The sequence below is a fragment of the Myxococcales bacterium genome (assembly GCA_016717005.1).
Lineage (GTDB): Bacteria > Myxococcota_A > Polyangia > Haliangiales > Haliangiaceae > UBA2376.
The window spans coordinates 16146-34962 of sequence record JADJUF010000024.1 but is presented as its reverse complement, the minus strand read 5'-3'; the positions used below and the strand labels follow the sequence as shown (position 1 = coordinate 34962).

Below are 18817 nucleotides of genomic sequence, written 5' to 3'. Positions count from 1 at the left end.
GATCGCCTTGACGTGCGCGCGGGTCGCGGGCTGCAGGTCCGCCAGCGCCCCCCCGGCCCGCGTCGGCGCCGACCGCGGGCCCCGCCGCGCCCGCGACGCCGCCCCCGGCACCCGCGTCGCCACCGCCGCGTCCGCCCGTCCGCGCTCAGCCGCCGTGGACGGCGATCTGCCCGGCCGGATCGACCGTCACCGAGAACGCCAGCGGCACCACGTGCTTCGAGCTGGTGAAGTACGTGTGGTGGCCGGTGACCCGGACGCGGTAGCCGTCGGGCCCGTCGTGCTCGTCGGTCAGGCACAGCTCGGCGCCGATGTGCACGTAGGTCGCGATCACCCGCGCGTGCAGCAAGAACTTCACCAGCGCGCGGCCGCCGATCTTGCCCAGGCCCAGCTCGGTCAAGCCGCCGACCGGCGCGTCGACGCCGGCGTCGAGCCGGGTGGCGTCGACCACGGCCAGGTCCGACAGCACCGCGGCGTTGACGACCGCGGCGGTGCGCCCGACGTTCCACCACAGGAGCGGCGTCGCGCCGATCTGGTAGGCCCGCACGGCCTCGACCGGCACCTGCACGTCGGGGTCGAGGTACGCGGCGGCGAACGCGGTCTGGAAGTCGTCGGCGCGCGGACCGACGCGGCGCTGCTCCGACAGCACCGAGGCGCTGTGCTCGACCGCGAGCTGCTCGAGACACGCGGGCGCGGCGGGTGGCTGCATGGGTGGTCCCTCCGAGGCCGTGATGGGCGCCGGCGCCGGCGCTGACCGACACGCGGCGGCGAGCGCGACGAGCGCGAGGATCGGGCGCGACATCGCCGCGAGCGTACCGCACCTGGCCCGGCCCCGGCCGCGACCCGACGCCGCACGCTTGCTCCGCCGGGCCGCGACGGCAACAATCGCCGCATGTCGCCCGCGCCTTGCGCCCCGCGCCGCGCCGTGGCCCTGGCCCTGGCGCTGGCCGGCGCCGGCTGCGCCCACCGGCAGCACAGCAACCGCCAGGTCGCTTCGGGCGCGATCGCGGTGCTGGCGGTGATCGGGATGATCGTGCTGCTGTCGTTGCAGTGCAACGAGCTGACCGAGACCTGCGAGTAGTGCGGTCAGCGGCCGAGCAGCGGCCCGGCGTCGAGCGCGCGGTCAGCGGCCGAGCAGCGGCGGCCCGGCGTTGAGCGGGGCCGGCTGCATGCCGAGCGCGAGCCGCTCCCAGGTGGTGGCCCAGGCCTCGGTCGCGATCGGCTCGCGGCCGAACAGCGCGTGGTGGCCGCCGAGCTTCGGCGCGTCGTGGCTCCAGGTCGGGCCGTAGACCGCGGCCGGCTGGCCCGGCGCGGTCAGGTCGTAGACCAGCTCGACCTCGAACTTCGCGCCCGGCCACACCACCAGGCGATCGTCGGCGAGATCGTAGGCGACGCCGGGCAGGCCGCCGTCGGCGAGCACCGCCTCGAGCTGCTCGCGCACGAGGTCGATGCCCGACAGCTTGTAGAACCCCGCCAGCGCGATCTCGACGACGCGCCGCTGGTCGCCGTCGAGCGCCGCCAGCCAGCCGCGCTGCGGCACGCTCGCGACCAGCCAGCCCGACTGCTCCTCGATCGCGATCGTCGCCCGGCCCGGGCCGACGCTCGGGCACGCCAGCTCGATCCGCAGGCGGTTCGAGCCGACCTCGACGTGGGGCACCGCGACGTCGGTGGCGCGGAAGATCAGGTCCTGGTTGAGCAGCGCGACCAGCTGCCGATCGACGAAGTGGCGGACGGCCTCCTCGGCGTGGTGGACGCCCTCGCGGGCCTTGGCCACCGCCCGGGCGTCGCCCTTCCAGGTCGCGCGCCGCAGCCGCGCGAACAGCTTGGGCAGCGTGCCCGAGTGGAAGCCCGGCCGCAGCAGCGCGCCCATGGTCTCGCCGTGGCTGCCGATCTTCTCGGGCTCGAGCACCGCCGGGCGGTTGGCCTGGTAGAGCTTCCAGTTGCTGTTGAGCTCCCAGGCCAGGAACCCCGCGATGCCGGGCAGGACCAGCACGGTGAACGCGGCGAACGACGCGCCCAGGGTCGGGCCGACCACCGCGCCGATCGGCCCGGCGATCGCGGTGGTCATCTGCGGCAAGAACGGCAGGATCAGCTTGGCGGCGACGGTCACGACCGGGAAGTGCTTGACCGGGTTCACGGTCGGCTCGATCAGCAGGTTGACGTAGATGCGCAGCACGTACGCGATCGCGAACCAGATCGTCGCCAGCACGCCCTTGATGATCGCCATCCGCCGCGACTGGTTCGGGCGGAACCGCAGGGCCTCGTCGACGCGGTAGATGCCGCGCTCGACCAGCTCGATCAGCCAGCCGAAGAACTCGAGGCTGTACTTGACGAGCCCCGGCAGGATCCGGTGGGCCAGCTGCCGGCTCGAGCGCAAGAGCCAGTCGCTGACCACCTCCTCGGCCGCGGCCGAGTTGATGAACGCGGCGGTCACGACCAGCGTCGCCGCCGCGCTCGGCCACCGGGCCACGCCGGGCACCAGCCACGCCACGAGCGCGGCCGGGATCGCCGGCAGGATCACCCACCGCAGCGCCTGGCGCACGAGCGCGATCCGCCACAGCCGCGCGGCGGTGTCGACGAACACGACCTTGAGCACGCGCCCGATCGCGCGCAGGCCGACCAGCACCGCCCGGCGGAACCAGACCGCGTGCAGGAGCAGGAACACGAACACCGCCATGCCGATCAGCACCGGGCGGGTCGAGATCTCGGGCGGCTCGCCGTGGAACATCCTCGCCACCGGCGCCGCCATGTGGTGCGCGCCCTCGACGACGAAGAACGCGCCGACCACCGGCAAGAGCACGTACAGCGACAGCAGGCGCCCCAGCCCCGTGCCCGACAGCACCGACGACACCTTCTGCAGGAACCGCAGGTAGATCTCGCCGCGCCGGTAGACCCCGTCGAGCTCGGTCGCGAGCAGGTGATCGGCGCGCAGCAGCTGATCGCGCGTGACCAGCGCGCGCACCGTCAGATCGGGGAGCTTGAGGTCGTTGTGCGCGAACGCGTCGCGCAGATCGCCCAGGGACAGCCGCCCGACCGCGACCGCGCGATCGAGCAGCTCGTCGACGAGCTTCTTCTGGGCCACCTGGCCCGGCAGGTGCCGCGGCACCAGGCCGACCTCGGCCAGGGTCCGCTCGATCACCGGCCGCAGCACGGTCCGCACCTGGGCGTTGGCGCGCTCGACCAGCGCGTGGACCAGATCGGCGACGGCGTCGCGCGCGTCGTCAGTGTCGAGCTCGCAGCGCACCAGCTGCCGGGCCGCGGCCCGGACCCGGCGCGCGACCCGGACCTCGCGGGTCGCGGGCAGCCGCCGGACGATCGTGCGCCGCCCGCGCGACCGGAGCCAGCTGCCGACGTCGACCACCTCGACGTCGCGCTCGCCGTCGGTGCACGCGGCCTGGAGATCGAGCAAGAGCCGGGTGTTGGCGGTGTGGCGCAGCACCCGCTCGGTGGCCGCGGTCTCGGCCAGGGCCAGGAGCGTGTCGGTCCAGCCGGCGGCGGGCGCGTCGCCGAGCGCCCGCGCCAGGCGCGTCACCAGCAGGTCCAGGTCGGCGCGGGCGGCGGCGCGCTCGCCGATGCGCAGCGCGCCGATCGCGGCCCGCACGTGGTTGCCCTGGGCCCGGGCCGACGCGGCCGACCGGCGGATCGCGCGCTCGCCCAGCCGGACCGTGACGGCGCGCCGCTCGGCGGTGCGGCGCGGCGACGCGACCGCGCCCCCGCCCTCGAGCATCGCCTCGCGCGGCGCCCGGGCCGGCCGCGACGCGACCAGCAGCGCGGCCGCGTCGACGTCGGCGGCGATCAGCGGATCGATGTGGGCGCCGCCGCCGAGCACCGGGAAGGTCTCGTCGAGGGTCCGCGGCGCGAAGTGCCGCAGCTCGAGGTACAGCGCCACGAACTCGACGTAGGCGTCGGTGTCGCCGGCCGGCGGCAGCAGCAGGTCCTCCTGCCGCAGCACCAGCCGCACCTCGTCGAACTCGGTCTGCCCGATCGCGCTGATGCGCTGCCGGACCTCGGCCGGCGTGAGGTCGCGCCGCTCGAGGGTCTCGTGCACCCGGGCGTGGAAGACCGCCCGCCACACCTGCCGCCAGGCCGAGCTGGCCCCGGCCGCGAGCGCGGTGCGCACGCCCGAGATCAGCGCGACGTGGTCGGGCAGGCGGTCGAGCGCGATCGGCAGCGCGTCGGCCTCGATCAGCTCGGCCAGCTCGGCCCGGGGCAGCGCGTACGACCACGCGTGCGGGACCTGGAGCCCGATCCCCGGCAGGTGGCGGTGCCGCTTGATGATCCGGCGCAGCACCCGATCCTCGACCAGGATCGCCCCGACCGCGGCGAGCTCGGCATCGACCTGATCGGCGGGCGTGGCCATGGGCAGCTCCCGAACATGTCGGGGCTCGCGCGTCGGCGCAACCGGGCGCGGGCGACATTCGCCACGGAAGCGATCGCGCCCGGCGGGGCGGCCGCGATCGCGCCCGGCGAGGCGGCTACGGGCCGCCGCTCTGGCGCCACTGCAGGTACTGCTGCACGGCGCGCTGGTGCTCGGCCACGGTCTTGGAGAACGCGTGGTGGCGGGCGTCCTTGGCGACGAAGAAGTAGTAGTCGCTGCCGTCGGGATCGATCGCCGCGGCGATCGACGAGCGGCCGGGGTTGGCGATCGGCCCCGGCGGCAGGCCCTCGTGCGCGTACGAGTTGTACGGGTTATCGGCGTCCTGCAGCTGCGCCTGGCGCAGGCGCTCGCAGCCGGGCTGATCGGGCGGGCACATCGCCAGCCAGTCGCGGCACGCCTGGCTCTTCTTGACCGGCACCAGGCAGCCGTAGCGGATCGTCGGGTCGGTCTCGAGCTTGCGGGGCTTGAAGGTCGGCGAGGTCAGGCGGTTGATGAACACCTGCGCGATGCGCGGGCGCTCGCTGGCCTCGACCGCCTCCTTCTCGACGATCGACGCCAGGATCAGCACGTCGCGATCGCTCCACTTGAGCTTGTCCTTGAGCTTGCCCAGCGCCTTGGCGTGGGTGCGCGCGGCCGAGTTCCACTCGCGGCGGTGGGCGTTGATCAGGCGCTCGAGCACCTTGGCCGGCGGCGTCGGGGTCACGAACTGGTAGGTGTCGGGGAACAGGTAGCCGTCGACGCTGTCGCCGGCGATCGCGTGGGCGGAGAGGAACTGCGGATCCCGCGCCAGCACCTCGAGCTCGCTGGCCTTGGCCACGCCGGCCGCGTCGAGCAGCGCGAAGAACTCGAGCATGTTCTTGCCCTCGGGCAGCGTCACCGCCACCGAGCGCTCGCGCACCCCGGCGACGAGCGTGTCGAGCACCTCGGCCGGCGTCAGGTTGTCGCGCAGCACGTAGTCGCCCGGCTTGACCGCGGTGGTCGCGCCCCGGCGCATGCCGTAGATGCGGAAGTACAGCGGGTGATCGATCACGCGCTTGTCGGCCAGCGCCCGCGTCACCTGCGGGAACGTCATGCCGCGCTTGATCGTCACCTCGACGTCGGCGCCGCGGCCGCCGTGGCGCGTGGTCGGGTACGTGTAGACGCGGTAGGCGAAGAACCCGCCGATCACCACGGCCAGGGCCACGGTGGCGAGGACCACCATGAGCGCGATACGGAACGGCGAGCGGGCCACGGCGGGGACTGTAGCAAGGCGCGAGGGCGGACGGTTATTCGTGGCCACGGCGGCCGTCGAGCCAGCCCTGGAGGATCACCGCCGCCGCCTGCTTGTCGATCACGTCCTTGCGGCGCGCGCGCGACACGTCGCCGGCCAGCAGCACCCGCTGCGCCAGCGCGGTGGTGAAGCGCTCGTCGACCTCGTGGATCGGGATCGCCACCGGCAGCGCGCGGCGGAGCGCGTCGATGAACACCTGCACGCGCCGGCCGCGCAGCCCGACCGCGCCCGAGAGCTCGAACGGCATGCCGACGACCACCGCGGTGACCTCGCGCGCGGCACAGAGCGCGAGGACGGTCGCGACGTCGGGCCCGGTGCCCTTGCGCGCGATCACGTGCTCGGGGTGCGCGGCCAGGCCGAGCTCATCGGACACGGCGACGCCGATGGTCTTGGAGCCGACGTCGAGGCCGAGGGCGCGCATGCCGCCGGTAGGTAGCACATTGTCCGATGCCACCGCCTGACCGCAGCGCCGCTCAGGTGAGGTGACGACCGATCAGTGGCGAGTCCGCTAGCCATCACCCTGATGACTCGCCACCGCAGGGGTGTGGCGTCTCCCCTAGCCACTTCGTCACCAGATGGTGACGGTATGACACAGGAGGCCGGCTAAGGCCGCGAAGCCTGGTGTGCTGATCGCGGTTTGCGAGTTGGAACGCGAGTTGCTCTGTATTCGATGCACGAAGAGACGCGAACGAAGACCTGCCGCTCGATGAGCTGAAATTCTTCTCCCCGCGCTCCGGTTCAACGCAACGTTCCCCGCAGTCCAGCCCTCCAATAGAGGAGTCATCCCCTTACCCACGCGCGACACGGCACGCGAAAATTTCGACTCGGTGGCGCCGACTTGGTCCCTCCCCTCATCCCTGTCGGCATCCCCCTCCACTTGAGGCAACCAGTAGCGTGTCGTGATCTGCGCAGGCGCTGCACCGTCCCCCCGGTGCAGCGTTTTTTTTCTCCCGCGTTCGCGCGCTCGGCGCGATGCGCTCGTCAAGAATGACGGCGATCCGCCGGGGTTGACGATCGAGCGCCGGAGCCGGAGTCGGAGCCGGAGTCGGAGCCGGAGCCGGAGCCGGAGTCGGAGCCGGAGCCGGAGCCGGAGCCGGAGTCGGAGCCGGAGCCGGAGTCGGTGTCGGAACCGGAGTCGGAGCCGGTGCCGGAGCCGGTGTCGGTGTCGGAGCCGGTGTCGGTGCCGGAGTCGGTGTCGGAGTCGGTGTCGGAGTCGGTGTCGGAGTCGGTGTCGGAGTCGGAGTCGGAACCGGAGCCGGAGCCGGAGCCGGAGCCGGAACCGGAACCGGAGTCGGTGTCGGAGTCGGAGTCGGATCCGGAGTCGGATCTGGAGTCGGTGTCGGAACCGGAACCGGATCCAGAACCGAGCCGGTGTCGGATCCGGAGTCGGTGTCGGAGTCGGTGTCGGAGTCGGTGTCGGAGTCGGTGTCGGAGTCGGATCCGGAGTCGGATCTGGAGTCGGTGTCGGAACCGGAACCGGATCCAGAACCGAGCCGGTGTCGGAGAGTCGGCGCCGGCTCGGCAACCGGAGTCGGGCGCAACCGGAGTCGACGCAACCGGATCCGAAACCAAGAACGCCCCCGATCCTCGATGAGGATCAGGGGCGTCTTGGGTCTACGCCGACCGACGCCGACCGACGCCGGGCGCGCGGCGACCGTCGCGATCTCGACTCAGCGCGCGAACACTACGCCGAAGTTGAAGAACGCGCCCATGTCCCAGGCCGACGGACCGGTCGGCGTATCGCACGGCCCCGCGCAGGTGGGCATGTCCTTGGCGGGGAACGGATCGCGCGCGACCAGGCCGCGGAACGCGTAGTAGAAGCCGAGGTAGTTGGGGCGCTTGCCGCCGCCGACCCGCACGGTCATCTGGCCGCCGACGCCGAACGCCAGATCGCGACGCGACAGCTCGCCGCCGCCGTGCCACTGCACGAGCTGGTTGCCGACGCCGCCCTCGAGCCAGACGTCGCCGCGGATCGGCACCGAGTGCCCGCCGAACGCCGCGACCGAGTAGCGCGCGTTGGCGCCGATGCGATGGAGCACGCCGCGGATGGGGTTCTCGTAGGTGTACGCGTCCTGGCCGATCGACAGGAAGTCGTACTCGCCGAGCAGGGCCAGGCGCCCCATGCGCACGCCGCCGTCGACGTGGAGCCCGACGCCACCGCCGCTCACCGACGAGACCGTGTAGCTGCCGGCGAGCAAGCCGAAGCCGCCCTCGAACCGGGGCCGCGACCACTCCTTCGCGCGGGCCTCGCGGCAGCTGTCGTCGTAGCAATCGGCCGACGCGGTGGTGGCGGTGACGAGGGCGGCGGCGGACAGGGCCGCGGCCGTGAGGACGAGGGTGCGAGCGGACATGGGGCTCCCGGAGGCGAGGTGTGGTGGGTTCGTACGCACCAACGCCGGAGCCGATCCAAACTTTCGCCCGACCTGGGGTCGCGCCCGCTCAGCGCACCGCGGCGTCGAGGATCGCCACGCGCCCCGCGGCGTCGACCTCGACCCGCGCGCCCATCGGCACCGCCAGGTTGCGCGGACCATGGCCGATCGGCGCGCCCCACCAGCCCGCCACGCCGAACCGCGCCAGGCGATCGGCGACCGCCGCGCGCGCCGGCCCCGGATCGTCGATCACGCCGCGGGCGTGCGGCGGATCGGTGCAGCGCGTGAGGTCGCCCAGGATCACGCCGCGCGCGCCGTCGAGGAGGCCGGCCAGGTGGAGCTGCGTGAGATCGCGATCGAGCATGTACGGCTTCTCGTCGACCTCCTCGATCAGCGCGACGGCGTCGGTGAGATCGAGCTGCCACGGCGTGCCGACCAGGTGGGCCAGGAGCGTCAGGTTGCCGGGCACCAGCGGACCGGCGATCGGTCGGCTCAGGCCGAGCGCCGCGAGCGGATCGGGCAGCGTGCCCAGCGGGCGCGGATCGGTCAGCGCCGCGACCAGCGCCGCCACGTCGGTGGCCGGCAGATCGCCGAGCTGGCTGACGACCGGCCCGTGGATCGCACGGACGCCGGCGACCGCGGCCCAGGCCAGGAGCGCGGTCGCGTCCGAAAACCCGACGATCGGCTTGGGGTCGGCGCGCAAGAGCGCCGGGTCGAGGTCGGCGAGGATGCGCGTCAGGCCGTAGCCGCCGCGCGCGACCACGATCGCCCGGACGTCAGGATCGCGCAGCGCGCGGGCGAGCTCGTCGGCCCGGCGGCCGTCGTCGCCGGCGAGGTACCCGGCCTCGGCGGTGACGTCGTCGCCCAGCCGCAGGTTCAGGTGCGGCCCCAGCAAGGCCAGCCCGCGCTCGAACCGCGCCGCGCGGATCGGCCCCGCCGGCGCGCAGATCGCGACGACGTCACGGGGCCGCACCGCCGGCGGCACGATCCACTCGATCGCGGCCGGGCGCACGCCGGCGGTCACCGGCCGCGCCGGCGCTTACCGCGCGCGCCCTTCTTCTTCTCGCCGCCGGCCGGGGCGGCGCCGTCGTCGGGCCCATCGGCCGCGGGCGCGTCGTCGGCGCTGGCGGCGACGATCGCCTCGATGTCGACGGCGGCCATCACCGTCGTGCGCCGGCCGTCGTCGGCGAGCTCCTCGGGCACGGCCTCGGGTGCGGGCGCCGCGTCGGGCGCCCCGTCGGGCGCGGCCGCCGCGATCGGCGCGACGCCCTCGGGATCGGTCGGATCCTCGGGCGCGGTCACCGCGGCCATCACCTCGGTCGGCCGCGCGTCGTCGGCCGTGGGCGCCGCCGCCGGCGCGGACGTCGCGGGCACCGCCGCCGCCGGGACGGGCGCCACGGCCGCGGGCGCCGCCGCCGCCGCGATCGCCTGGGCCAGCTCGGCCGGCGGGCTCGTGCGGGTGCGCGGCCGGCTCGCCGCCGCCGCCGCCGCCTCGGCCGCCGTCGCCGCCTCGGCCGCCGCGACCGCCGCCGCGTCGACGCGCGCGCGCCACCAGGTCGCCGCGTCGCCCGTCGCGGTGAACGTCAGGTCCATGCCGGGCGGCTCGGCGCGGCCGCCGATCTGCTCGCGCACCGCGGCCACGACCGCGGGGAGCTGCAGCCCCTCGGCGGTCGTGACGGTCAGCGCGGTGCCGGTCGGCATCGGCGTCCCGTGCTCGAGGTGGCCACGGCCGCCGGCGTCGCCGCGCAGCCGAGCCTTGCGCGCGACCTCGAGGCCGCGCCAGGACACGTCGACGAAGTCCTCGCTCATCGCGCTCGACGCTACCACGCGCGCCCGCGGGTTTGACAGCCGGACCGGCCTTGGGGAAGCTGCCGCTCGATGGCCGTCTCCGACTGGATCCGCCGGCGCCTCGCCGACGTCGCGCGCGCCAGCGACCGCGCGGACGAGGTCGACGAGCGGACGCGCGCGCTGGTCGTGCGCGAGAACGAGTACGGCTACGACGAGTTCGGGATGGGCCGCGACCAGATCGCGACCGCGATCCGCGTCGCCGGCTGGATGTACCGACGCTACTTCCGGGCCGAGGCCCGCGGCCTCGAGCACCTGCCCGCGAGCGGCCGCGTGCTCGTGGTCTCGAACCACTCGGGCCAGCTCCCGTACGACGGCATGGTCATCGCGTCGGCCTGCGTCCTCGACGCGCCGACGCCGCGGCTGGTCCGCTCGATGGTCGAGCACTTCGTGCCGACCGTGCCCTTCGCCAGCTACCTCATGGCGCGCTGGGGCCAGATCATCGGCACGCCCGAGAACTGCCGGCGCCTGCTCGAGGAGGACGAGGCGATCCTGGTGTTCCCCGAGGGCGCCCGCGGCATCTCCAAGCCGTTCTCGCGCCGCTACCAGCTCGAGGCGTTCGGGCTCGGGTTCATGCGCCTCGCGCTCCAGACCGGCACGCCGATCGTCCCGGTGGCGGTGATCGGCGCCGAGGAGCAGGCGCCCGCGATCAACCTGCGCGCGGTGGCGCGGCTCCTGGGCACGCCGTCGTTCCCGGTGGTGCCGTACCCGCCGTTCGTGCCGCTCGTGCCGCTGCCGGTCAAGTACCGCCTGCACTTCGGTGAGCCGATGATGTTCACCGGCGATCACGACGACGACGACGAGGTGATCGGCGAGAAGGTCACCGCCGTGAAGCGCCGGATCGAGTCGCTGATCCACATCGGGCTGCGGGAGCGCAAGCATGTCTTCTGGTGACCGGACCCCGCGCAAGGTCGTCATCACCGGCATCGCGGGCCGGCTCGGGCGCGTCGTCGCTCGGGCGCTGCACCACGATCCCAGGTTCGTGATCGAGGGGCTCGATCGCCGGCCGTTCCCCGAGCGGCCCAAGGACATCGTCCACCACCGGGTCGACGTGCGCAGCAAGCGCGCCCGCGACGTGTTCCGCCACGGCCAGGTCGACGCGCTCGTGCACATGGGCCTGATGCACGACCCCCGGGCCTCGGCCGCCGACGTGTACTCGTGGAACGTCGCCGGCACGATGAAGCTGCTCGAGTACTGCCAGACCTACGAGGTGCCCAAGGTCGTGGTGCTGTCGTCGGCCGACGTCTACGGCCCGCGCCCCGAGAACACGCAGTTCCTCACCGAGGACGCGCCGCTGCTCGCGGCGCAGCGCTTCCCGCAGATGCGCGACCTCGTCGAGATCGATCACCTGGCGTCGACGTTCTTGTGGAAGGCCCGCGACGTCGAGACGGTGGTGCTGCGCCCGGTCCACATCCTGGGCACCGTCCACAACGCGCCGTCGAACTACCTCCGGCTCGATCCGGTGCCGACCTTGTTCGGCTTCGATCCGATGGTGCAGGTGATCCACCAGCGCGACGTCGCCGCCGCGGTCGTCGCGGCCCTGGCGCCGGGCGTGCGCGGCATCTACAACATCGTCGGCCCCGGTCAGGTGCCGCTGTCGGTGATCTTGCGCGAGCTCGACCGCCGGACCCTGCCGATCCCACACCCGCTGGCGAAGCCGCTGTGGTCGCTCGCGTTCCGCGCCGGCGTCTCCAGCTACCCGGTCGCCGAGTTCGACTTCATCCGCTACATCTGCATGGTCGACGGCGCGCTGGCCGAGGCCGATCTCGGCTTCACCGCCCGCGCGACCCTGCGCGAGACCATCCTCGCGGTCGACGAACCGGGCTGACCAGCGCCCGATCGGCGCCCCGATCCGGGTCCCGCTCCCCGTCCGCGATCCCCGCTCCCGATCCCGATCCGGCCCCCGATCCCGATCCGGCCCCCGATCCCGATCCCCGCCCCCGATCCCGATCCTGATCCGATCCGGCCCCGATCCCCGATCCCGATCCGCTCCGCTCCCGATCCGGCCCCCGATCCCGATCCCGCTCCCGCTCCCGCTCCCGATCCGGCCCCCCGATCCCGATCCCGATCCCGATCCGGCCCCCGATCCCGATCCCGATCCGGCCCCCGATCCCGATCCCGATCCGGCCCGATCCCGATCCAACCCTCGGCCCCAGCTCCGGACTCTCGCTCCCGCTCCGGATTCCCGCCCGCCTGTGACCTGCGTCGCCACCACCGTGGCATCTACTCCCACCGGGTGTGAACAGATTGCTACAGTCGACCGTGGACAGACGTTGACGCAGATCCGTGGGTCGCTTCGTGCGTTCCGGGCTGACACGCCGCCACGCCGCGTCCTGATCACCAGGCCCTGCGGAATCCCGGACGTTTGTGTCATGGATCTGGCGCGATCGGCAGGATCCGCACGCCGCGCCCGCTCAGGACCACCAAGATTTCAAACGGTTCGATCTCTCTGCCAGGATGGCACGCCAAGTGCTTTGTCAGCGACTCATCGTCACCTCGCTCCCCCACCGCTCACCGTCTCTGGAGATGCTGTCATGAACAAGCTGCTCGCCTGCCTCGGCCTCGTCGTGGCCTCCTCCCTCTCGGGCTGTACCCTCTACTTTGGCGACGAGCATCACGGCGGTAGCGACTGCCCGCCGGGCACCTACGAGAGCTACGACGACTGGGGCAACGCGGTCTGCGTCCCGGGCGGCGGCGACGGCTACTACTGCACCACCGACGACCAGTGCGCCGCGGGCTGCTACTGCGATGACAGCACCGGCACCTGCAACGAGGCCGGCTTCTGCGGCACCGACGCCGACTGCGGCGCGGGCATGACCTGCGACTGCTCGAGCTCGTGCGTCCCCGCCGGCACCGAGACCCGCACCTGCGGCGGCTCATGCTTCGAGACCGGCTGCCCGTTCGGCACCGTGTGCTCGGCCGACGGCACCTGCATCGTCGACCAGCCGACCTGCAACAGCGACAGCGACTGCGCGGCCGGCTGCTACTGCGCCGGCGGCCAGTGCGAGGAGTCGAACATCTGCGTCAGCGACGCCGACTGCCCGGCCGACCAGCACTGCGATGGCCCGCGCTCGACCTGCGTCCCCGGCGCGCCGATCCCGACCCCGACCTGCGACGGCCCGGTGACCTGCACCTTCGGCGCCCCGACCTGCCCCGCCGGCCAGGTGCCGCTGATCGACGAGGGTTGCTACACCGGCGCCTGCACCCCGCTCGCGAGCTGCACCGGCGCCCCGGTCTGCGCGGTCATCAACACCGAGAGCCAGTGCCTCGGCCGCGGCGACTGCGGCGCGGTGTACAGCGGCCAGAACTGCACGAACCCCGACGGCACCGCGTGCACCATGGGCTCGAGCGGCTGCACCTGCGAGACCTTCACGTTCGACCACTGCGCGACGAACTGAGCGTTTTTCTGGGAGGAGCTTTCGCAAAGCTCCTCCCCCATCGTTCGCTGCGCGAAGATGGGGCCCCCGCCTGAAACGGCCCGGCACGTTCAGCGTGGTGGCGGATTCGCAGAACTCGGGACCTGAAGCCTGGCTGGGGCGGTGAGACGGTGGTGAACGGGGTCGACCGCGAGGTCGGCCCCGTCGACGTTTTTCGGAGTACAGTCCGCCCATGGCTGGCTTCGGGTTCGCCGAGACGATGCGGGGCAACTGGACGCGGTGCGACGGCGGCCGCGGCGGCGGCCGGTTCGAGTTCTCGGTGCGCGCCAGCACCGACTCGCTGGCGGCGTTCGGGCGGTCGCGGCTGGTGGAGATCACCGGCACCGTCGACGGCGACGGCCTGGCGACCCAGCGCCCGCTGCGCGGCACGATGGAGCTGCGCCCGTGGATCCGTCGGGTCATCCGCTACCGGTTCGAGTTCGAGGGCGACGACGGCGCCCGCTACGCGTTCGCCGGGCAGAAGGACATCCGCTGGCTCGATCCGGTCCGCACGTGGACCGAGCTGCCCGGGCAGATCACCGACGAGGGCGGCCTGGTGATCGGCAACGCGATCACGCGCTTCGACGTGCGCGGGCAGTCGGTCGCGTTCGTCCGCTCGTTCCACCTGGCCTGAGCCTCGGGCGGCGGTCACCGTGCCGCAGGGCGCGGACCGTGAGATCGTGAGCGCCGCAACGGAGCCAAGCCTGTGATCCAGTCCCCGCTGCTCGAACACCGCACCGGCTACGTCGCCGGCGCGTTCCTCCCGCCGCACGCTGGGCCGCGCTTCGTCGTCCACGATCCCGCGACCGGCGAGCCGCTGGCCGAGCTGCCGAGCTACGGCGCCGCCGACACCGACGCCGCGATCGCCGCGGCGGCCACCGTCCTGGCCGCGCCGCCCGCCAGCCTCGAGACCCGGGCCGGCTGGCTCCGCGCGATCGCGGCGGCGCAGCTCGCGCACCAGGACGAGCTGGCCCGGATCATCACGCTCGAGAACGGCAAGCCGCTGGCCGAGGCCCGCGGCGAGGTCGCGTACGCGGCCGGCTTCTACCAGGTCGCCGCCGACAGCATCGACGCCCTGGCCCCGCGCACCCTGGCGCAGCGGCCCAGGGGCCTGACCTGGACCGTGTACGCGCGCCCCGCCGGCGTCGCCGGGCTGATCACGCCGTGGAACTTCCCGCTGGCGATGCTGGCCAAGAAGCTGGCCGGCGCGCTCGCGGCCGGCGCGCCGGCGGTCATCAAGCCGGCCGAGCTGACGCCGCTGGCGCCGCTGGCGCTGGTGCACCTGATCGACCGCCTCGACCTGCCACCCGGCATGGTCAACCTGGTGTTCGGCGACGCCCCGGCGATCGGCGCGGCGCTGTGCGCGCACCCGGCGGTGCGGGTGATCAGCTTCACCGGCTCGACCCGGGTCGGCCAGCTGCTCGCGTCCCAGGCGGCGCCGCACGTCAAGCGCCTCGCGCTCGAGCTGGGCGGCAACGCCCCGCTGATCGTCTTCGACGACGCCGACGTGGCCGTGGCGGTCGAGCAGCTGATGGCGAGCAAGTTCCGCTGCGCCGGCCAGACCTGCGTCTCGGCCAACCGGATCTACGTCCAGGCCGGGATCGCCGAGGCCTTCACGCACGCGATCGCCGCCCGCGTGCGCGCGCTCAAGGTCGGCCACGGCCTCGAGCCCGGCACCCAGGTCGGGCCGCTGATCGATCGCGGCGCCGCGGCCAAGGTCGACCGCCTGGTCGGCGACGCCGTCGCCCGCGGCGCGCGCGTCGTCGTCGGTGAGCCGGCGCAACCCGACACCGGGTTCCGGGCGCCGACGGTGCTCGCCGACGTCCAGCCGGGGATGGCGCTCTTGACCGAGGAGGTGTTCGGCCCGGTCGTGCCGCTGGTCACGTTCGCGACCGAGGCCGAGGTGGTCGCGGCCGCCAACGCGACCGAGTACGGCCTGGCGGCCTACGTGTTCACCGCGGACCCGGCCCGCGGCGCGCGCGTGGCCGCCGCCCTGCGGTTCGGGCACGTCGCGCTCAACAACGCCAGCGGCCCGACCCCCGAGGCGCCGTTCGGCGGCATGAAGTCGTCGGGCTACGGACGCGAGGGCGGGGTCGAGGGCCTGCTCGAGTTTGTCGAGCTCCAGACCGTCCCGTCGGCCTGAGCTGCGCGGGGGCGATCACCCGCGCGGCACTGGGGGTCGCCGAGGCTCGTCGATCGGGTAGGTCCGCGAACTTCCTGGCCTCCAGCGATTGACGCCAGTGGAGGGATGGTTAGCTTCCGCCCACGGCGACGTGTTAATACACGCCGCCTTGGACCGACCGTCGTCGGCCCGAAACACGATCGGAAGCACCATGGGATTCCTCGAGAAACTCTTCGGCAGTCGGAACCAGCGCGAGGTCAAGAAGCTCCAGCCCCGGGTGGTGAAGATCGGCGAGCTCGAGGCGTCGATGAAGGCCGAGTCGGACGCCGAGCTGAAGGCGCTGACCGGCGAGCTCCGGGGCAAGCTCGACAACGGCGCGACGCTCGATGACATCCTGGTCGAGACCTTCGCGCTGGTGCGCGAGGGCGGCCGGCGCGCGCTGGGCATGCGCCACTACGACGTCCAGCTGATCGGCGGCATGGTGCTGCACAGCGGGCGCATCGCCGAGATGCGCACCGGCGAGGGCAAGACCCTGGTCGCGACCCTGCCGCTGTTCTTGAACGCGCTGGCCGGCAAGGGCGTCCACCTGGTCACGGTCAACGACTACCTGGCCCGGCGCGACGCCGAGTGGATGGGGCGGCTCTACGGCTTCCTCGGCCTGTCGACCGGCGTCGTGGTCCACGGCCTCGACGACTACGAGCGCCAGCGCTCGTACAACAGCGACATCACCTACGGCCAGAACAACGAGTTCGGCTTCGACTACCTGCGCGACAACATGAAGGAGGCGCCCGACCGGATGGTCCAGCGCCCGCTCAACTACGCGGTCGTCGACGAGGTCGACTCGATCCTCATCGACGAGGCCCGCACGCCGCTGATCATCTCGGGTCGGTCCGAGGACTCGGCCGACTGGTACGGCAAGGTCGACAAGATGATCCCGCGCCTCAAGCGCGAGGTCGACTACACCGTCGACGAGAAGGCCCACTCGGCCATGCTCACCGACGAGGGCGTCGAGCGGATCGAGAAGCTGCTCGCCGTCGACAACCTCTACGACGTCAAGAACCTGCACCTGAACCACCACGTCAGCCAGGCGCTGCGCGCCCACGCGCTCTACAAGCGCGACGTCAACTACCTGATCGAGGACGGCAAGGTCGTCATCATCGACGAGTTCACTGGCCGCAAGATGCCGGGCCGGCGCTGGTCCGACGGCCTGCACCAGGCGATCGAGGCCAAGGAGGGCGTCGACGTCGAGGAAGAGAACCAGACCGTCGCCACGGTGACGTTCCAGAACTACTTCCGCATGTACAAGAAGCTGTCGGGCATGACCGGCACCGCCGACACCGAGGCGACCGAGTTCCACCAGATCTACAAGCTCGACGTCACGGTCATCCCGACCAACAAGCCGATCGTCCGCAAGGACCTGCCCGACCTCGTCTACAAGAACGAGAAGGGCAAGTTCAAGGCGGTGCTGGCTGACATCGAGGACTGCCACAAGCGCGGCCAGCCGGTGCTGGTCGGCACGATCTCGGTCGAGAAGTCCGAGGTGCTGGCCCAGCTCCTGCGCGACAACGAGATCCCGTTCAACGTGCTCAACGCCAAGCAGCACCAGCGCGAGGCCGGCATCGTCGCCCAGGCCGGCCGCAAGGGCTCGGTCACGATCTCGACCAACATGGCCGGCCGCGGCACCGACATCTTGCTCGGCGGCAACGCCGAGTTCATGGCCAAGGAGAAGCTCAACGCCGAGCGCCAGAAGGTGGCCGAGGACGCGGCCGCGGCCGCGGCGGCCCGGCCCGAGCCCGACCCGGCCACCGGCGAGGCCGCCGAGGCGCCCGACGGCGACCCCTACCGCGGCTCGACCCAGCCGGCCTTCGACGAGGAGGCCACGCTCAAGGCGTACCTGGCCGAGTACAAGACCGCGTGCGAGGCCGAGCGCGAGGAGGTGCTCGCCGCCGGCGGTCTCAAGATCATCGGCACCGAGCGCCACGAGTCGCGCCGCATCGACAACCAGCTGCGCGGCCGCGCCGGTCGCCAGGGCGACCCCGGCGTGTCGCGGTTCTACCTGTCCCTCGAGGACGACCTGCTGCGCATCTTCGGGCTCGATCGCATGAGCGGGCTGATGGAGCGGCTCGGCCTCGAGGAGGACGTGCCGATCGAGAGCGGCATGGTCACCCGCTCGATCGAGGGCGCCCAGAAGAAGGTCGAGGGCCGCAACTTCGATCAGCGCAAGAACGTCCTCGAGTACGACGACGTGATGAACCAGCAGCGCAAGACCATCTACGCGCTGCGCAAGGCCGTGCTCGAGGGCAAGTACAGCCCGGAGCCGTCCGAGGACGAGGAGAAGCGCGGCGTCGTCCTGCCCGAGATCGTCGAGAGCGGCGACTGGACGATCCCGACGCTGTCGGAGCAGATCAAGGACAAGCTGGCCGAGCAGGTCGACCTGGTCCTGCAGAAGGTGGCCGACCGCGACGCCAAGGCCGCGGCCGGCGAGCCCCAGAGCGACGTGCGCCCGGCGTGGCGGGTGCTGCGGTCCGAGCTGTGGCGCCAGCACGGCGCGCTGCTCGACGTCGAGAAGAAGGTCGACGGGCCGCGCCCGGCGCTGCACGAGTTCGTGACCACCATGATCGCGAAGTCGCTGATCCAGCAGCGCGAGCGGATCTACGACCTGTGCGAGGGCCTGATCGACGCGTCGATCCAGCAGTTCTGCTCGACCGACAAGCCCGACGACGAGTGGGATCTCGACGGCCTCGAGGAGGCGCTCGAGGAGCAGTTCGCGTGCGAGTTCGAGCTCGAGCACGGCAACCGCCAGGAGCTGGCGGCGAGCGCGTGGAAGATCGTCGAGGGGCGCCTGCACGCGCGCGAGGACGAGATGTCGCGCTCGTGGCTCATGTACTTCGCGCGCCGGTTCTTCCTCGAGGAGATCGACAACCAGTGGGTCGAGCACCTCAAGTCGATGGACGCCCTGCGCGAGGGCATCGGCCTGCAGGGCTACGGCCAGAAGGACCCGAAGAAGGAGTACAAGAAGATCGGGTTCGAGATGTTCCAGGACATGATGGTCCACATCTCCTCGAACGTCGGGACCAAGCTGTTCCGGGTCGAGATCCAGCGCGACGAGGAGGCGGTGCCGGTGCTGCAGGCGGCCCGGCGCCAGGTGGTCGAGGCCGGCGCCGCCGGCAAGGTCGACGAGGGCGAGCAGCTGATGGCGGCGGTCGCCCGCGCCAAGGCCGCCCGCGGCCGGGCCGCGCAGGTGCCGGGCAAGGCGGCGCAGCAGGCCCGCGCGGCCGACCCCGAGGCCAAGGTCGAGACCGTGCGCCGCGACAAGCCCAAGGTCGGCCGCAACGATCCGTGCCCGTGCGGCTCGGGCAAGAAGTACAAGAAGTGTCACGGCAAGGACGAGGCCGAGGCCGCGGCGGAGTGACGGCGCCC

At 72.6% G+C, this 18817-nt stretch carries 14 protein-coding genes; 7 read left to right on the top strand and 7 right to left on the bottom strand.

The genetic code is table 11. The annotated features are described in order from the left end of the window. Positions 1–145: 145 nt before the first annotated feature. Entirely contained in the window at positions 146–706 is a 561-nt protein-coding gene (locus IPL61_20990; protein MBK9033708.1) for a hypothetical protein, read from the bottom strand. A gap of 183 nt (positions 707–889) precedes the next feature. Here IPL61_20990 and IPL61_20985 point away from each other — a divergent pair, with 183 nt between their 5' ends. Then, on the top strand, positions 890–1078 hold the full coding sequence (locus tag IPL61_20985; GenBank protein MBK9033707.1) for a hypothetical protein: 189 nt from the start codon (positions 890–892) through the stop codon (positions 1076–1078). 42 nt (positions 1079–1120) lie between these two features. Here IPL61_20985 and IPL61_20980 read toward each other — a convergent pair whose 3' ends face one another. From IPL61_20980 to IPL61_20955, 6 genes are all read right to left on the bottom strand, one after another. Beyond that, complete coding sequence (locus IPL61_20980; protein ID MBK9033706.1) at positions 1121–4357, bottom strand: hypothetical protein; 3237 nt, start codon at positions 4355–4357, stop codon at positions 1121–1123. A gap of 115 nt (positions 4358–4472) precedes the next feature. After that, a complete protein-coding gene (mltG, locus tag IPL61_20975) occupies positions 4473–5606 on the bottom strand; it encodes an endolytic transglycosylase MltG (GenBank protein MBK9033705.1) in 1134 nt (377 codons plus the stop codon). Between the two features lie 34 nt (positions 5607–5640). After that, positions 5641–6066: a Holliday junction resolvase RuvX gene (gene ruvX, locus IPL61_20970; protein ID MBK9033704.1), complete on the bottom strand. Its 426-nt coding sequence runs from the start codon at positions 6064–6066 to the stop codon at positions 5641–5643. Positions 6067–7315: 1249 nt separating this feature from the next. Next, positions 7316–7996 carry a hypothetical protein gene (locus IPL61_20965; protein ID MBK9033703.1) on the bottom strand — a complete coding sequence of 227 codons (681 nt, stop codon included), beginning with the start codon at positions 7994–7996 and terminating at the stop codon, positions 7316–7318. A gap of 88 nt (positions 7997–8084) precedes the next feature. After that, a complete protein-coding gene (locus IPL61_20960) occupies positions 8085–9038 on the bottom strand; it encodes an LD-carboxypeptidase (GenBank protein ID MBK9033702.1) in 954 nt (317 codons plus the stop codon). Further along, complete coding sequence (locus tag IPL61_20955; protein MBK9033701.1) at positions 9035–9823, bottom strand: hypothetical protein; 789 nt, start codon at positions 9821–9823, stop codon at positions 9035–9037. The genes IPL61_20960 and IPL61_20955 overlap by 4 nt, the downstream gene beginning before the upstream one ends. 69 nt (positions 9824–9892) lie before the next feature. Between IPL61_20955 and IPL61_20950 the strand changes: the two genes are divergently transcribed. The 6 genes from IPL61_20950 to secA all read left to right on the top strand — a co-directional run bounded on the left by IPL61_20950 (position 9893) and on the right by secA (position 18809). Further along, a complete protein-coding gene (locus IPL61_20950) occupies positions 9893–10753 on the top strand; it encodes an acyltransferase family protein (GenBank protein ID MBK9033700.1) in 861 nt (286 codons plus the stop codon). Then, a complete protein-coding gene (locus tag IPL61_20945) occupies positions 10740–11687 on the top strand; it encodes an NAD-dependent epimerase/dehydratase family protein (protein MBK9033699.1) in 948 nt (315 codons plus the stop codon). Before IPL61_20950 ends, IPL61_20945 begins: the two co-directional genes overlap by 14 nt. A gap of 706 nt (positions 11688–12393) precedes the next feature. Next, complete coding sequence (locus tag IPL61_20940; protein ID MBK9033698.1) at positions 12394–13257, top strand: hypothetical protein; 864 nt, start codon at positions 12394–12396, stop codon at positions 13255–13257. Positions 13258–13468: 211 nt separating this feature from the next. After that, complete coding sequence (locus IPL61_20935) at positions 13469–13909, top strand: hypothetical protein (GenBank protein ID MBK9033697.1); 441 nt, start codon at positions 13469–13471, stop codon at positions 13907–13909. Between the two features lie 72 nt (positions 13910–13981). Then, on the top strand, positions 13982–15418 hold the full coding sequence (locus IPL61_20930) for an aldehyde dehydrogenase family protein (protein ID MBK9033696.1): 1437 nt from the start codon (positions 13982–13984) through the stop codon (positions 15416–15418). A gap of 190 nt (positions 15419–15608) precedes the next feature. Then, on the top strand, positions 15609–18809 hold the full coding sequence (gene secA, locus IPL61_20925) for a preprotein translocase subunit SecA (GenBank protein MBK9033695.1): 3201 nt from the start codon (positions 15609–15611) through the stop codon (positions 18807–18809). Positions 18810–18817: the final 8 nt, after the last annotated feature.

Coding starts and splice junctions, on each gene's coding strand:
- IPL61_20990 (MBK9033708.1), bottom strand. CDS start 706: ATGCAGCCACCCGCCGCGCCCGCGTGTCTCGAGCAGCTCGCGGTCGAG.
- IPL61_20985 (MBK9033707.1), top strand. CDS start 890: ATGTCGCCCGCGCCTTGCGCCCCGCGCCGCGCCGTGGCCCTGGCCCTG.
- IPL61_20980 (MBK9033706.1), bottom strand. CDS start 4,357: ATGGCCACGCCCGCCGATCAGGTCGATGCCGAGCTCGCCGCGGTCGGG.
- ruvX (MBK9033704.1), bottom strand. CDS start 6,066: ATGCGCGCCCTCGGCCTCGACGTCGGCTCCAAGACCATCGGCGTCGCC.
- IPL61_20965 (MBK9033703.1), bottom strand. CDS start 7,996: ATGTCCGCTCGCACCCTCGTCCTCACGGCCGCGGCCCTGTCCGCCGCC.
- IPL61_20955 (MBK9033701.1), bottom strand. CDS start 9,823: ATGAGCGAGGACTTCGTCGACGTGTCCTGGCGCGGCCTCGAGGTCGCG.
- IPL61_20950 (MBK9033700.1), top strand. CDS start 9,893: ATGGCCGTCTCCGACTGGATCCGCCGGCGCCTCGCCGACGTCGCGCGC.
- IPL61_20945 (MBK9033699.1), top strand. CDS start 10,740: ATGTCTTCTGGTGACCGGACCCCGCGCAAGGTCGTCATCACCGGCATC.
- IPL61_20940 (MBK9033698.1), top strand. CDS start 12,394: ATGAACAAGCTGCTCGCCTGCCTCGGCCTCGTCGTGGCCTCCTCCCTC.
- IPL61_20935 (MBK9033697.1), top strand. CDS start 13,469: ATGGCTGGCTTCGGGTTCGCCGAGACGATGCGGGGCAACTGGACGCGG.
- secA (MBK9033695.1), top strand. CDS start 15,609: ATGGGATTCCTCGAGAAACTCTTCGGCAGTCGGAACCAGCGCGAGGTC.